Source organism: Delftia sp. CH05 (assembly GCF_009827015.1).
Lineage (GTDB): Bacteria > Pseudomonadota > Gammaproteobacteria > Burkholderiales > Burkholderiaceae_C > Comamonas > Comamonas tsuruhatensis.
This window is the reverse complement of the sequence record NZ_WUMG01000018.1, coordinates 53895-67177: the sequence shown is the minus strand read 5'-3', so window position 1 is coordinate 67177 and position 13283 is coordinate 53895. Positions and strand designations below refer to the sequence as shown.

Below are 13283 nucleotides of genomic sequence, written 5' to 3'. Positions count from 1 at the left end.
CCCCACCTTGCCTTCCATGTCGATTGCCCCACTGCCCCACGCCAGCGCCCCCGTGCCTGCCCAATACCTTGAGTTTCTTGAAGCGTTGAAGGCCGCCGGCTTCGAGGGCGACGTGGACACGGACCATGCCAGCCGCACCGTGCTGGCCACGGACAACTCCATCTACCAGCGCATGCCGCAGGCGGCCATCTACCCGCGTCACGCCGAGGATGTGGCCAGGGCGGCGCAGGTGCTGGCGCGGCCTGAGTTCCGCGATGTGGTGCTGACACCGCGCGGCGGCGGCACGGGCACGAACGGGCAGTCGCTCACGCATGGCGTGACCATGGACTTGTCGCGGCACATGAACGGCATCCTCGAAATCAATGCCGAGCAGCGCTGGGTGCGCGTGCAGGCAGGCGTGGTCAAGGACCAGCTCAACGCCGCGCTCAAGCAATACGGACTGTTCTTTGCGCCCGAGCTGTCCACCTCCAACCGCGCCACCATCGGCGGCATGATCAACACCGATGCCAGCGGGCAGGGCAGCTGCACCTATGGCAAGACGCGCGACCACGTGCTGGCGCTGGACTTCGTGCTGCTGGGCGGCGAGCGCCTGCACAGCGCGCCGCTGGATGCTCAGGCGCTGGAGCGCATGTGCGCCGATTCGGGGCGCATCGGCAAGGTGCACCGCACGGCGCGGCGCATCAGCGAGGACCAGGCGGAGTTGATCGAGGCCAGATTCCCCAAGCTCAACCGCTGCCTCACCGGCTATGACCTGGCCCATCTGCGCGAAGGCGACGGGCGCTTCAACCTCAACAGCGTGCTGTGCGGCGCCGAAGGCTCGCTGGGTTTCGTGGTGGAGGCGCGGCTCAACGTGCTGCCCATTCCCCGGTACTCGGTGCTGGTCAATGTGCGCTACGCGGGCTTCATGGACGCGCTGCGCGATGCGCGCGCGCTGATGGCACACCGGCCGCTGTCCATCGAGACGGTGGATTCCAAGGTGCTGCTGCTGGCCATGAAGGATTTCGTCTGGACCAGCGTGGCCGAGTACTTCCCGCAGGACGGCCAGCGCCCCACGCTGGGCATCAACCTGGTGGAATTCAGCGGCGACGATCCGCAGGAGGTCGATGGCCGCGTGCAGGCCTTCCTCGCCCACCTGGGCGCGGATACCTCCGTGGAGCGGCTGGGCCATACGCTGGCGGCGGGCAATGCAGCGGTCCACCGCGTCTATGCCATGCGCAAGCGCGCCGTGGGCCTGCTGGGCAACGTGGCGGGCGAGGCGCGGCCCCAGCCCTTTGTCGAAGACACGGCCGTGCCGCCCGAGAACCTGCCCGAGTTCATTGCCGAGTTCCGCGCGCTGCTGGACAGCCACGGCCTGCAGTACGGCATGTTCGGCCACGTCGATGCCGGCGTGCTGCATGTGCGCCCCATCCTGGACATGAAGAACCCCGTGGACGCCGCCCTCGTGCGCCCCATCTCCGACGCGGTGGCCGAACTCACGCAGCGCCATGGCGGCCTGCTGTGGGGCGAGCACGGAAAGGGCCTGCGCTCCGAATATGTGCCGGCCTTCTTCGGCGAGCTGTATCCCTCGCTGCAGCAGCTCAAGGCCGCCTTCGACCCGCACAACCAGCTCAACCCCGGCAAGATCGCCACGCCGCCGGCCAGCAAGACCTTGCTGCTCAAGGTGGACGGCGTCACCACGCGCGGCGAGCTGGACCGGCAGATCGACGAGCGCGTATGGCAAAGCTATGGCGCGGCCATGCACTGCAACGGCAATGGCGCCTGCTACAACTTCGACCCGGACGACGCCATGTGCCCGTCCTGGAAGGCCACGCGCCAGCGCGTGCATTCGCCCAAGGGCCGGGCCTCGCTGATGCGCGAATGGCTGCGCCTGCAGGGGCAGGCTGGCGTGAACGTGCTGGAGGTCGCGCAGCGGCCCCAGCCCTTTCTGTCCAGCCTGGCCGCGCGCTGGCGCAACAGCCGCGCGGCGCGCCGCGGCGAGGCCGATTTCTCGCACGAGGTCTATGACGCCATGGCCGGCTGCCTGGCCTGCAAGTCCTGCGCCGGGCAGTGTCCCGTCAAGGTCAACGTGCCCGAATTCCGCTCGCGCTTTCTGGAGCTCTACCACCGCCGCTACCTGCGGCCCGTGCGGGACTACCTGATCGGCTCGCTGGAATTCACCATGCCGTGGCTGGCGCGCATGCCCGCGCTCTACAACGGGGTGATGGGCTCGCCATGGATGCGCGATGTGCTCAGCCGGCGCATCGGCATGGTCGACGGCCCGCTGCTGAGCCGGCTGGACCTGGCAGCCACCTTGCGGCAATGGAAGGTGCGCGCGGCCGATGCGCAGGCGCTGGCCGCGCTTTCGCCCGAGCAGCGCGCGCGCAGCGTGGTCATCGTGCAGGACAGCTTCACCCGCTACTTCGAGACCGGCCAGCTGCAGGTGCTGATCGAGCTGGCCGCGCGCCTGGGGTTCCAGGTCTGGCTGGCGCCGCTGCTGCCCAATGGCAAGCCGCTGCATGTGCAGGGATTCATGGGCGCCTTTGCCAAGGCGGCCATCCGCAATGCCGCGCAGCTGGTGCAACTGGCTCAGTCCGGTGTGGCGCTGGTGGGGCTGGACCCGGCCATGACGCTGGCCTATCGGCAGGAATACCTCAAGGTGCCGGGTATGGGCGAGGTGCCCAAGGTGGCGCTGCCCCAGGAATGGCTGCAGCAGGTGCTGCCCGAGGCGCGCACGAACGAGGGCAGTGCAGGCACTGCGTACCGCCTGCTGCCCCATTGCACCGAAAAGACCAACGCGCCCGACAGCGGCAAGCAGTGGGCACAGCTCTTCGAGCGACGGGGCCTGCGCCTGAGCGTGGAGGCCACGGGCTGCTGCGGCATGTCGGGCACCTACGGGCATGAGGCGCGCAACCTCGAAACCTCCAAGACCATCTATGCCCAGTCATGGGCCCGGCAGATCGAAGGCAAGCAGGAGCTGGGCGAGCCGCTGGCCACCGGCTACTCCTGCCGCAGCCAGGTCAAGCGCCTGTCCGCACGCCAGGTGCGCCATCCGCTGGAGGCCTTGCTGGACCATGTGCGCGCCACGCATCAGGGGTGAGAAGATGCGGGGGGCTGAACGTCGCCATTTCAGGAATTTGCAGACATTTTTGAAAAATCTCTGCGTTTTCCCTGAAGGCCCGTTTTTAGTCCCTATAATTCAATGCTTCGGCGTGTAGCGCAGCCTGGTAGCGCACTTGCATGGGGTGCAAGGGGTCGCGAGTTCGAATCCCGCCACGCCGACCACAACGCAAAACTCCTGACGGAAACGTCAGGAGTTTTTTGCTTTGTACGTTCGATTTTGCGCGCGAATGTGCCTTGCGGCGAAGGGCTGGTGCAGTTCCGCCAGGCGGCGCCCTCGCGGATGGCGAGGGCAGCCAGCGCAGAAAACTCCATGCACCGTGAAGATGCGCCGCCAAGTCTGGATGCGTAAGACCTGCACCTACAATGGCGTCTTTTGTAACTGACGATTTCTTCCTGGTCTCGCACATGATGGATGGACTGATTACCGGCAGACTCACCGGTACGCCCGAACACCGCAGCGACCGCAATCGGCGCCCCTTCATGGTGGCCCGCGTGCGTTCCGAGGCATCCGATGGCACTTCCATCCCGGTCAACGTGGTTGCATTCGACGCCCAGGCCTGCGAGGTGCTGCGCAATCTGATCGAAGGCGATGCCGTGGCGCTGCGTGGCAGCTTCACGCCCAAGGTCTGGATAGACCGCCAGGAGCAACCCCATCCCGTACTGGATGTCGTGGCCCACCAGGTGATGGCAACGCCCGAGTTCCAGGACCGCTGACGCCCGCGCTGCGGCGCCGGTTGTGAGCTACTGAAAAAACTGTCTAGCCGCAGTGTGCCGGTACGGTCGCCGCGCGCTGTGTTGGCGCTACAGTGTGCGCCTGTGTTTTTGACAGGTTACAAGGAACCGCATCCATGCCCACCAAGCGCCATTTCCTCCGCCGCACGCTCACGGCCGCCGCGATTGCCAGCACCGCCGCCATGACCCTGCTGGCCATGCCCGCGCAGGCGCAGGACAAGCCCATCAAGGTCGGCGTCACGGCCGGCCCGCACGCCCAGATCATGGAGCAGGTCAAGAAGGTCGCCGAGAAGAACGGCCTGAAGATCCAGATCGTTGAATTCGGCGACTACGTGCAGCCCAATGCCGCGCTGTCTGCCGGTGACCTGGACGCCAACAGCTACCAGCACCGCCCCTACCTCGACGCCCAGGTGCGCGACCGCGGCTACAAGATCGGCTGGGTGGCCGACACGGTGAATTTCCCCATCGGCATCTATTCCAAGAAGATCAAGCAGCTGGCCGACCTGCCCCAGGGCGCCAAGTTCGGCATCCCCAACGACCCCACCAACGGTGGCCGCGTGCTGCTGCTGCTGCAGGCCCAGGGCCTGATCAAGCTCAAGGAAAGCGCGGGCCTGAAGGCCACGCCGCTGGACGTGGTCTCCAACCCCAAGAAGCTGCGCTTCGTGGAGCTGGACGCAGCCCAGCTGCCACGCTCGCTGGATGACCTGGACGCCTCGGCCATCAACACCAACTTCGCGATCTCGGCAGGCCTGAACCCCAAGACCGATGCCATTGCGCAGGAAGCCGCCAAGAACCCCTATGTGAACATCCTGGTCGCGCGCGATGCCGACAAGGGCAAGCCCTGGGTGGCGCAGCTGATCAAGGCCTACCACTCCGATGAAGTGCGCCAGTTCATTGATGTGCAGTTCAAGGGGTCGGTGATCCCAGCGTTCTGAAGAACGCACCCCCTGAGGCGCTGACGCGCCTTCCCCCTCTCTACCCGCTTCGCGGGGGAGGGGGACGACACCCTCGCTGCGGGGCGGCCCTTGCTCGGTGTCCCTCGCTTTGGGTTGCGCCGGTTTCGGTCGCCGTGTTCAGTGCGAGCGAGGGCTGAATTGCAAAAGCTGCCATTGGCAGCTTTTTTTCATTCTCCCAGTACCCTGAAGTATTCGGTCAGCGGTGCGCGGGTGGTCTGGGTGCGGTTGACGGGGGCGGCCTCGTCGGGCCAGCCCAGGGCCAGGCCGCAGACGATGTGCTCGCCGGGCGGCAGGTCGAGTACGCGGCGCACGGTGTCGGGGTAGGAGGCCAGGGCGCCGATGGCGCAGCTGCCAAGGCCCTGGGCGGCTGCGGCCATTTGCAGGCCGTACAGGGTCATGCCCAGGTCCATGTAGCCGCCTGCGCCGAAGCGGGCGTCGATGCTCACGACCAGGGCCACGGGCGCATCGAAGAAGCGGTAGTTGCGGCCGAACTGCGCGTCGCGCCCGGCGCGGTCCTCGCGGGCCACGCCCAGGGCGCTGTACAGGGCCTGGGCCGATGCCACCTGGCGCTTGCGCAGCGCCATGGGCATGGGGCGGGGGAAGTAGCCGTAGTCCTCGCGCTCAGGCGCTCCGCCTTGCCAGTCGGCCAGCAGTGCCTGCGTGAGTGCGCCGCGCAGGCTGCCGCGCACCTGGATGAACTGGCCGGGCTGCAGGTTGCCGCCGCTGGGCGCCCGGCGGGCCGATTGCAGCAACTGGTGCAGCAGCGCGTCCGGCACGGGATCGGGCCGGTAGGCGCGCACGGAGCGGCGCGCGTGCACCAGGGCCTCATGCGCATCGCCAAAGGGAAGGGTGTCGGACGGTGGGTTGGCGGACATGGGAAATGCGGAGTCCATGGATTCAAAGCGCCTGCACCAGGCAGGCCGCGCCTATGCCGCCAGCCCCTGCAATGGCGGCCAGGCCCAGGGCCGGTCTGTGGGCTGCTGGCGTGCGGTGCAGGTCTGAGAGCATGCGCACCAGCGCAACCGCGCCCGATGCGCCTATGGGATGGCCGCGCGCCAGGCCACCGCCGCCGGTGTTGAGCTGCTGCAGCGGCAGGCCCAGGGTTTCGGCAAAGGCCAGGGCCTGCACGGCGAAGGCATCGTGCAGCTCCACAGCCTGGAGCTCTTCCGCAGTCAGGCAAGGCAGCTGCAGCGCTGCGGCTGCACGCTCCAGCACCTGCTGGGCCGCCAGTGCGGCGGCGACCAGCGGTGTTTCGGGCGCATGGCCCAGCGAGGCACTGGCCACCCAGCGGGCGCGTGGCTGCAGGCCCAGGCGTGCACAGGCCTGCGGCGTGGCCAGCAGCACCAGGGCGGCACCATCGGCCTTGGGCGAGATGGTGGGCGTGCTCAGCGCATGGCGCTGGCGTGCATGGGCGTCAACGGCGCCACCCGCTTCGGCCACCACGGGCATGCGGGCAACGCGGGCCGGGTTCAAGGCGCGCGGATAGGCGTCGTGGTCCAGCCCGGCCAGGGGCACGATCTCTTGGGCCAGCCGGTCGCGGTGCGCGAGCGCCTGCGCGTGGCTGTGGATGGCATGGGCCTCCTGAACGGCGCGGGTGATGCCATGGGCCAGCGCATGGTCGGCGGCCGATTGCAGCAGGTCCGGGTCGCGTGCGGGATCGGGGGCGAAGGCGGGGCGTTCAAAGGGCACGGGCAGCTCGCCTGCATGGCGCGGGCGCGTCTGGCGGATGGGGGCACGGCTCCAGGCCTCGGCACCACCGGCCACCACGATATCGGCCTGGCCCGACAGCAGCAGGCCTGCAGCCAGGGCCACGCTGTCCAGGCCCGAGCAGCACTGGGTATCCACGCTGTGGGCCGCGCAGCGCTCCGGCAGGCCCGCAGCCAGGGACAGCATGCGGGCCGGGTTGCCGCCTGCGCCCAGGGCGTTGCCTAAGACCACGGCATCCACGGCATCCACGGCCCGGGCAGGCAGGCCGGCCCGGGCCAGCAAGGCCTGGAGCACGGGCGCGCCCAGTTCGTGCGCGGCAAGCTCGCGCAGCGCACCGCCCACGGGGGCGACGGGGCTGCGCGCCCAGGCCAGGATGACGGGGGCGTCGTGCGGGCTCATGGCAGGGGCAGCAGCGCGGGTTCGCCGGGCAGTGCCCGGCCAGTGTCCGTGGCGGTGGCCGCCAGCGCGCGCGCCAGACGGCCGTGGTCGGTCTTGCCGCTGGCGGTCTGCGGCCAGTCGGTGCAGCTCCACCATTGGCGCGGCAGCTTGTAGCTTTCCAGGCGCTCGCGCAGCCAGGCCGCCAGCGCCTGTGCGGAGCCTGCGGGCGCTGCGCCGTGCCATTGCACGACGGCGTGCACCTGCATGCCGCGCAGCGCGTCGGGCAGGCCTTGGATGGAGACCTGGGCCACGCCCGGGTGCGCGGCCAGCAGGGTTTCGACTTCTTCGGGGAACAGGTTCTTGCCCTGGGTGACGAGCATGCGGCTCTGGCGCCCGGCCAGGCACAGCTGGCCGCCGGCATCGATATGGCCCATGTCGCGCACGGACAGCCACTCGCCATCGCGCAGCGCGGCCGTGCCATCGCGCGCCTCGCCCACATAGTCCATGAACAGCATGGGGCTGCGCATGTAGATCAGGCCGTCCTCGCCCGGCTGCAGGGGCTGGTCGCCGGGCTGCTGCGTGGCGGGGCGGATCTGCAGCTGCACATTGCTGAAGGGCCGGCCCACGGCCTGGGGCGGGGCCGGTTCGTCGGCCTCCATCCAGGCGATGAAGCTGGCCTCCGAGGCACCGTAGAACTCGATGATGCGTGCGCGCGGAAACAGCGCGCGCAGGGCCGGGGTCTGGGCGCGCATCCAGCGCGCGCCGCTGATCATGATCAGCTCCACCTCGGGGATGGGCGCCAGCGTGCGGTGTGCGGCCCATTGCAGCATCAGCAGCAGCTGGCTGGGCACGGCGACCAGGCAGGGGGCTTCGCCGCGCGCCAGGCTGGTCAGGCAGCGCGCTGCCGAGAACCGCTCCTGCACCACGGCGCCTTCGCCGCACCACAGGCCCTGCATCACGCCGAACAGGAACAGCGAATGCGAGATGCGCCCGGGCGCCATGGTGCGCTGCGCGGCCACGGCGCCGAAGTCCTCGAGGCAGACGCGGAAGCTCTCGGTCCACGAACGGTGGTGGCGCATGAAGCCCTTGGGCAGCCCGGTGCTGCCCGAGGTGAAGCCGGTGTAGAAGGCGCCGGTGGCCGTGGCCTCGGCCAGAGCGCTGGGCGCCGTGGGCAGCCAGCCCTCGATGCGGTTGCGCACGGCATCGGGCCAATCAGGATCGGCCACGGCGGCGCAGCGGCCGCTGTGCAGGATGGCGAGGAATTCGACGATGGCATCCACGGTGCTGGCGCTGCCGCCCGTGTCCACCAGCAGCATCTCTGGCGCCTGGCCGGCCACCAGCGCGGCCGAGCGCTGCAGCACGGCGGCATGCAGCGCGGCAAAGCTCCATTGGCCGGCCTCGCTTTGCAGCGCCATCGCATCGGGGCGCTGCCGGGCCCAATGCTCCAGCGGGCCATGGACCAGGGTCCACGGGTGCTGCAGCGGCGCGGCCAGCGGATGACGCGCGGATGGCTCAGCCATGCTGGCGGCCTCCGAACGGCCAGTCCGGCATGCCGCGCGCCACCGTGTGCACCACCAGGGCGCACAGCACGCACTTGACCAGATCGCCGGGCACGAACAGCAAGGTGGCCATGAAGGCCTGCGACAGGCTGAGCTTGGCCATCAGCATGAGGCCCAGCACGCCGAAGGCATGCAGGGCCACCAGCCCGCCCAGCGCCGAGGCCGCAAAGGCGCTGAGCGCCGCGCGCCGGGGAGAGCCCTGGGGCAGCGCACGCATGACCAGGCCGGCAATGCAGGCCGCCAGCGGGTAGCCCAGCAGGTAGCCGGCCGAGGGCGCCATGAAGACGGCAATGCCGCCGCGCCCGCCCGACAGCAGGGGCAGGCCCACGGCCACGGCCGCAAGGAACAGCAGCATGGACTGCATGCCGCGCCAGGGGCCGAGCATCACGCCGGCCAGCATCACGCCCAGCGACTGGATGGTGATGGGCACGCCCAGCGGCAGGTCGATCTTGGGAATCAGGCCCATGACGGCCATCAGTGCCGCGAACAGCGAGACCTGGGCCATGGAGCGCGCCGAGGCGCGTGAGACGGTGGAGGGAGCGGTCATGGAGAGTTCTCGCTGTCGGTCAGGAAGGGCAGTTCAGCAGGGCAAATCGGAAGGGCAAATCGGCAGGGCAGGCCTCAGCGGCCCAGGCGCGCCCACAGCGCATCGGACACGCGGCGCGTGGCCTGCAGCATGTGGATGGTCAGCGGCGCAATCAGGCGCAGGCCGCCGGCGCGGCCCGTGCGCAGCCGGTGGGCATCGTCCATGCGCTTCCACTGCACGAAGAAATGCTCGGTGAAACGCAGCATCAATGCCAGCTGCAGGGCCACCTGTTCGGGGGATATACCGATGCGCTCCAGCGGCGCCAGCAGCCGCTCCAGCACATCGACCAGATCGCTGGGGCGCGTGCTCACGGTCAGCGCCATGCCCAGCGTGGAGGCGCAGACCAGGCGCAGCGCGCTGGAGGCGGCCAGGGCGTAGTGCTGCATCCACACATGGAAGGCAGCCACCAGCAGGGCGGCCACGGTGACCGACAGCATGAGCCGCCGTGCGCCCTCGGTGGCGCGGCCCAGCGACAGCCACAGCAGGCCGCAGGCGGCGCCGGCCATGGCCAGCAGCCACGGTGAATCGATGAGGAACAGGCCCGTTCCCAGCAGCGCCATGAGCAGCAGCTTGCGGCCCGCACTCCAGGCATGGAGCCAGCTGGTGTATTCGCTGTAGAGGCTTCCCATGGCGGCCGGCTCCTGCGTCAGGGCTGCGTCTGCAGCCGCCGGGCCACGTCGGCTTCATAGGCTGCGCAGACCTCATGGCCGGGGCCGTCTGCGCGCACCTGGCCACGCTCCAGCCAGAGCACGCGGCCAAAGCTGCGCACGTGGTCCAGCACATGGGTGGAGACCAGCACCTGCTGCTCGGCGGCCGCGATGTCCCTGGCCAGCCGCGCCTGGCCCGGCAGGTCCAGGCTGGCGAAGGGCTCGTCCAGCAGCAGCACGCGCGGCGCGGCAATGAGCAGGGCCAGCCAGCACACCTGCTGGCGCTGGCCCTGGCTGAGCCCGGCCACGGCGCGCGGTGCCCAGTCGGCCAGGCCGCGGCTGTTCAGCAGGGCGCGGGCGCGCTCCGTGGCCTCGCGCCGCGAGATGCCCGAAGGGCGCAATCCCAGGGCCAGCTCTTCCTCCACGGTGGGGAAGATGATCTGGTCGTCGGGGTTCTGGAACATCAGCCCGACCTGGCCCGGCCGCCTGGCGCGGGCCTCGTGCAGTTCGGTGCCGTCCAGCAGCACGCGCCCGGCCTGCGGCGCATCCAGACCGCACAGCAGCCGGAACAGACTGGTCTTGCCCGCGCCGTTGTCGCCGATGAGTCCCACGCGCGGCTCGTCCAGCTGCAGGTCCAGGCCATCAAAGACGGTTGTGATGCCACGCCGCAGGCGCACCGCTTCCACGCGCAGGCTGGCGGCGCAGGCGGGGCAGTCGGCAGTTCGGGAGGATTCAGGCATGGCGAATGAAAGCGGGTACTTACCTGTAATGCACGCAACCACAAGGAATCTTGCCGTTGTACAGGCCTGTCGGGGGCGGATTCTAGCAATGCCGTCCAGGCCGTACATCAAGGCTTGAAAGACGGCAATCGATATAAGCACCGTATTTTTTATTCTTTTGTTTGAACAACGTTTTGCAACACACTCGTTAGAACACTAATGACGGCAGATCCTGGGGATTCGCCTGTGCTTGGCGACGACGCAAGACAACGCATGCCCATCGGCTTGCAACTGCGTCCAACTGCGCAGCACAGGGCCCGGAAATTGCGCGCCATTGCCTGGAGATGGCGGTGCAAAGGCTGCCGTTGCCGATCCCAGGACCGTTTTCACTGCCGAACCGAGACTCCATGACCGTCCAGACCGCCGATTTCGCCCCGGAAAACGCGCTGATCCGCCTGCGCGACCTGCAAAAGAAATTTGTAACAGCCGATGGCAAGCACTTCGATGCCGTGCGTTCGGTATCACTGGACATCGGCCAGGGCACGGTCTTCGGCCTGATCGGCAAGAGCGGTGCGGGCAAGTCCACGCTGCTGCGCCTGATCAACCTGCTGGAGCGCCCCGACAGCGGCGAGGTGGTGGTGGCAGGCCAGCGCCTGACCGACCTGGGCCGCCGCGCGCTGCGCGAGGCGCGCCAGAACATCGGCATGATTTTTCAGCAGTTCAACCTGCTGCAGAACGCCAGCGTGTTCGAGAACGTGGCCTTTCCGCTGCGCATCCATGGCGGCCACTCGCGCGCCCAGATCGAGCAGCGTGTGCGCGAATGCCTGGACATCGTGGGCCTGGCCGACAAGGCCGGCAGCTATCCGGCCCAGTTGTCCGGAGGTCAGAAGCAGCGCGTGGCGATTGCGCGCGCCCTGGCGCCGCGCCCGCAGGTGCTGCTGTGCGACGAGCCCACCTCGGCGCTGGACAGCGAGACCACGCGCTCCATCCTGGCCACGCTGGCGGACATCAACAGCCGCCTGGGCGTGACCATCGTCATCGTCACGCACGAGCTGGCCGTGGTCGATGCGCTGTGCAGCGAAGTGGCCATCATCGAGCAGGGCCAGGTGGCAGAACGCTTCACGCTGCCCGCCCTGCCGCAGGGCCGGGCCTACGAGGCGCCGCAGCGCGCCACGCTGCTGGGCAGCGAACTTGAGGCCCTGCGCGTGGAGCGTGCCGACAAGGCCCTGCGCGAGCGCGGCGCCACCCGCCCCGTGGTGCTGCGCGCCGTGGGCGGCTCCGAGCACTGACGGGCTTTCGCCCGGTCCCGTTTTCCTCTTCTTTTAGCTTCCGCATTCCCATGTCTGAAAACATCGTCGAAATCCTGCCCGAGCTGTGGCTGGCCATGGGCCAGACCCTTTTGATGCTGGGCATCGGCCTGTCGGCCGCCGTGCTGATCGGCGGCCCGCTGGGCGTGCTGCTGTTCCTGCTGGGCCCCGGCCAGTCGCTGGACAACCGCCCGGCCTTTGCCGTGCTGAACTGGACGGTCAATACCGTGCGGTCCTTCCCCTTCATCATCTTGCTGGTCGCGCTGGTGCCCTTCACGCGCTGGCTGGCCGGCACCTCCATCGGCCCGCTGGCTGCGGCCGTGCCGCTGTCCGTGGCGGCCATTCCCTACCTGGCACGCCTGGTGGACCAGTGCCTGCGCGACGTGCCGCGCGGCGTGATCGAGGCCGCGCACGCCATGGGCGCCTCGGAGCTGCAGATCGTCTGGCGCGTGCTCATCGTCGAGGCGCGTTCGGGCCTGGTGCTGGCGCTGACCGTGCTGGCCGTGAGCTTTCTGTCGTACTCGGCCATTGCCGGCGTGGTGGGCGGCGGCGGCATTGGCGATCTGGCCATCCGCTACGGCTACTACCGCTTCCAGACCGATGTGATGGTGCTCACCGTGACCATCCTCGTGGCCATGGTCCAGGTCATCCAGTTCGTGGGCAACACGGCGGCCCGCCGCCTGGACAAGCGCGGCTGAGCGCGCTGTCCAGACCCGCTTTCTTCTTTCTTCCCGCTCCCTCCCAAAAAAAAGGATTCCGACATGACCGCATCCCTTTCCTTCGTGCGCCGCCACCTGCTGGCCTCGGCCGCCGCCCTTGCCGCCGTCAGCGTGCTGGCGTTGCCCGCCCATGCCCAGGCCGACAAGAAGCAGCTGGTGATCGGCGGCACGGCAGGCTCCAACATCGACCAGCTCAAGCAGGGCATCGTGCCGCTGCTGCAAAAGAAGGGCTACCAGGTCAAGCTGGTGGAGTTCAACGACTACGTGCAGCCCAACCTGGCGCTGGCCCAGGGCTCGCTGGATGCCAACTTCTTCCAGCACCGTGTCTACCTGCAGAAGTTCGCGGCCGACCAGAAGCTGGACCTGGTGGAACTGGTGCAAGGCCCCATCGCCCCCCTGGGCGTGTATTCCAAGACCCGCAAGACCCTGGCCGAGGCCAAGGAAGGCGACCGCGTGACCCTGCCCAACGACCCGAGCAACCTGGCCCGCGCGCTGGTGCTGCTGGAGCAGGCCGGCCTGATCAAGGCCAAGCCCGGCATCGACCCGCTGCGCGTGTCCGAAAAGGACCTGGCCGAGAACCCGCGCAAGCTCAAGTTCATCCCGCTGGAAGCCGCGCAGCTGCCGCGCTCGCTGGGCGATACCGAATACGCCATCATCAACGGCAACTTCGCCATTTCCTCGGGCCTGAAGCTGACCGAGGCCGTCTCGCTGGAAAAGACCCCCGACCACTACCTGAACGTGGTGGCCATCAAGAAGAAGGACCAGGGCGCGGCATGGGCCAAGGACCTGGCCGAGGTCTACCGTTCGGCGGAGTTCAAGGCCGTGGTGGACAGCAAGTTCCAGGGCTATGCCAAGCCCACTTTCCTACAGTAAG

At 68.6% G+C, this 13283-nt stretch carries 12 protein-coding genes and 1 tRNA gene; 7 read left to right on the top strand and 6 right to left on the bottom strand.

What is annotated here, in order from left to right; translation table 11 throughout:
- The first annotated feature begins 16 nt into the window (after positions 1-16).
- The 4 genes from ydiJ to GRX31_RS15900 all read left to right on the top strand — a co-directional run bounded on the left by ydiJ (position 17) and on the right by GRX31_RS15900 (position 4766).
- On the top strand, positions 17-3076 hold the full coding sequence (gene ydiJ / locus GRX31_RS15915) for a D-2-hydroxyglutarate dehydrogenase YdiJ (RefSeq protein ID WP_160853559.1): 3060 nt from the start codon (positions 17-19) through the stop codon (positions 3074-3076).
- A gap of 108 nt (positions 3077-3184) precedes the next feature.
- Positions 3185-3261, top strand: a tRNA-Pro gene (locus tag GRX31_RS15910).
- A 201-nt stretch (positions 3262-3462) separates the two neighbouring features.
- Positions 3463-3813 carry a single-stranded DNA-binding protein gene (locus tag GRX31_RS15905; RefSeq protein WP_012206405.1) on the top strand — a complete coding sequence of 117 codons (351 nt, stop codon included), beginning with the start codon at positions 3463-3465 and terminating at the stop codon, positions 3811-3813.
- A 134-nt stretch (positions 3814-3947) separates the two neighbouring features.
- Positions 3948-4766: a MetQ/NlpA family ABC transporter substrate-binding protein gene (locus GRX31_RS15900; protein ID WP_016448274.1), complete on the top strand. Its 819-nt coding sequence runs from the start codon at positions 3948-3950 to the stop codon at positions 4764-4766.
- A 188-nt stretch (positions 4767-4954) separates the two neighbouring features.
- On the opposite strand, the gene GRX31_RS15895 is transcribed toward GRX31_RS15900, so the two are convergent.
- The 6 genes from GRX31_RS15895 to GRX31_RS15870 form a co-directional block, all read right to left on the bottom strand.
- Positions 4955-5680, bottom strand: coding sequence for a nitroreductase (locus GRX31_RS15895; protein ID WP_043820555.1), 726 nt, complete (start codon positions 5678-5680; stop codon positions 4955-4957).
- 4 nt (positions 5681-5684) lie between these two features.
- On the bottom strand, positions 5685-6893 hold the full coding sequence (locus tag GRX31_RS15890; RefSeq protein ID WP_160853557.1) for a thiolase family protein: 1209 nt from the start codon (positions 6891-6893) through the stop codon (positions 5685-5687).
- A complete protein-coding gene (locus tag GRX31_RS15885; RefSeq protein WP_160853555.1) occupies positions 6890-8392 on the bottom strand; it encodes an AMP-binding protein in 1503 nt (500 codons plus the stop codon). The genes GRX31_RS15890 and GRX31_RS15885 overlap by 4 nt, the downstream gene beginning before the upstream one ends.
- Complete coding sequence (locus GRX31_RS15880; RefSeq protein ID WP_016448270.1) at positions 8385-8978, bottom strand: biotin transporter BioY; 594 nt, start codon at positions 8976-8978, stop codon at positions 8385-8387. The genes GRX31_RS15885 and GRX31_RS15880 overlap by 8 nt, the downstream gene beginning before the upstream one ends.
- 74 nt (positions 8979-9052) lie before the next feature.
- Entirely contained in the window at positions 9053-9646 is a 594-nt protein-coding gene (locus GRX31_RS15875) for an energy-coupling factor transporter transmembrane component T family protein (protein ID WP_046241668.1), read from the bottom strand.
- Positions 9647-9663: 17 nt separating this feature from the next.
- A complete protein-coding gene (locus GRX31_RS15870) occupies positions 9664-10404 on the bottom strand; it encodes an energy-coupling factor ABC transporter ATP-binding protein (protein ID WP_160853552.1) in 741 nt (246 codons plus the stop codon).
- 386 nt (positions 10405-10790) lie between these two features.
- On the opposite strand from GRX31_RS15870, the gene GRX31_RS15865 reads away from it, so the two are divergent.
- The 3 genes from GRX31_RS15865 (at position 10791) to GRX31_RS15855 (ending at position 13282) form a co-directional block, all read left to right on the top strand.
- On the top strand, positions 10791-11672 hold the full coding sequence (locus GRX31_RS15865) for a methionine ABC transporter ATP-binding protein (RefSeq protein ID WP_016448267.1): 882 nt from the start codon (positions 10791-10793) through the stop codon (positions 11670-11672).
- Between the two features lie 50 nt (positions 11673-11722).
- On the top strand, positions 11723-12388 hold the full coding sequence (locus tag GRX31_RS15860) for a methionine ABC transporter permease (protein ID WP_012206396.1): 666 nt from the start codon (positions 11723-11725) through the stop codon (positions 12386-12388).
- Positions 12389-12451: 63 nt separating this feature from the next.
- The gene (locus GRX31_RS15855; RefSeq protein WP_017407338.1) at positions 12452-13282 is read left to right on the top strand and encodes a MetQ/NlpA family ABC transporter substrate-binding protein; all 831 of its coding nucleotides are present in this window, start codon (positions 12452-12454) and stop codon (positions 13280-13282) included.
- Position 13283: the final 1 nt, after the last annotated feature.

Bases quoted from the DNA above. Each gene is read 5' to 3' on its own strand.
- GRX31_RS15870 (WP_160853552.1), bottom strand. From the start codon at position 10,404: ATGCCTGAATCCTCCCGAACTGCCGACTGCCCCGCCTGCGCCGCCAGC.
- GRX31_RS15885 (WP_160853555.1), bottom strand. From the start codon at position 8,392: ATGGCTGAGCCATCCGCGCGTCATCCGCTGGCCGCGCCGCTGCAGCAC.
- GRX31_RS15875 (WP_046241668.1), bottom strand. From the start codon at position 9,646: ATGGGAAGCCTCTACAGCGAATACACCAGCTGGCTCCATGCCTGGAGT.
- GRX31_RS15865 (WP_016448267.1), top strand. From the start codon at position 10,791: ATGACCGTCCAGACCGCCGATTTCGCCCCGGAAAACGCGCTGATCCGC.
- ydiJ (WP_160853559.1), top strand. From the start codon at position 17: ATGTCGATTGCCCCACTGCCCCACGCCAGCGCCCCCGTGCCTGCCCAA.
- GRX31_RS15895 (WP_043820555.1), bottom strand. From the start codon at position 5,680: ATGGACTCCGCATTTCCCATGTCCGCCAACCCACCGTCCGACACCCTT.
- GRX31_RS15905 (WP_012206405.1), top strand. From the start codon at position 3,463: ATGGCGTCTTTTGTAACTGACGATTTCTTCCTGGTCTCGCACATGATG.
- GRX31_RS15860 (WP_012206396.1), top strand. From the start codon at position 11,723: ATGTCTGAAAACATCGTCGAAATCCTGCCCGAGCTGTGGCTGGCCATG.
- GRX31_RS15890 (WP_160853557.1), bottom strand. From the start codon at position 6,893: ATGAGCCCGCACGACGCCCCCGTCATCCTGGCCTGGGCGCGCAGCCCC.
- GRX31_RS15855 (WP_017407338.1), top strand. From the start codon at position 12,452: ATGACCGCATCCCTTTCCTTCGTGCGCCGCCACCTGCTGGCCTCGGCC.
- GRX31_RS15900 (WP_016448274.1), top strand. From the start codon at position 3,948: ATGCCCACCAAGCGCCATTTCCTCCGCCGCACGCTCACGGCCGCCGCG.
- GRX31_RS15880 (WP_016448270.1), bottom strand. From the start codon at position 8,978: ATGACCGCTCCCTCCACCGTCTCACGCGCCTCGGCGCGCTCCATGGCC.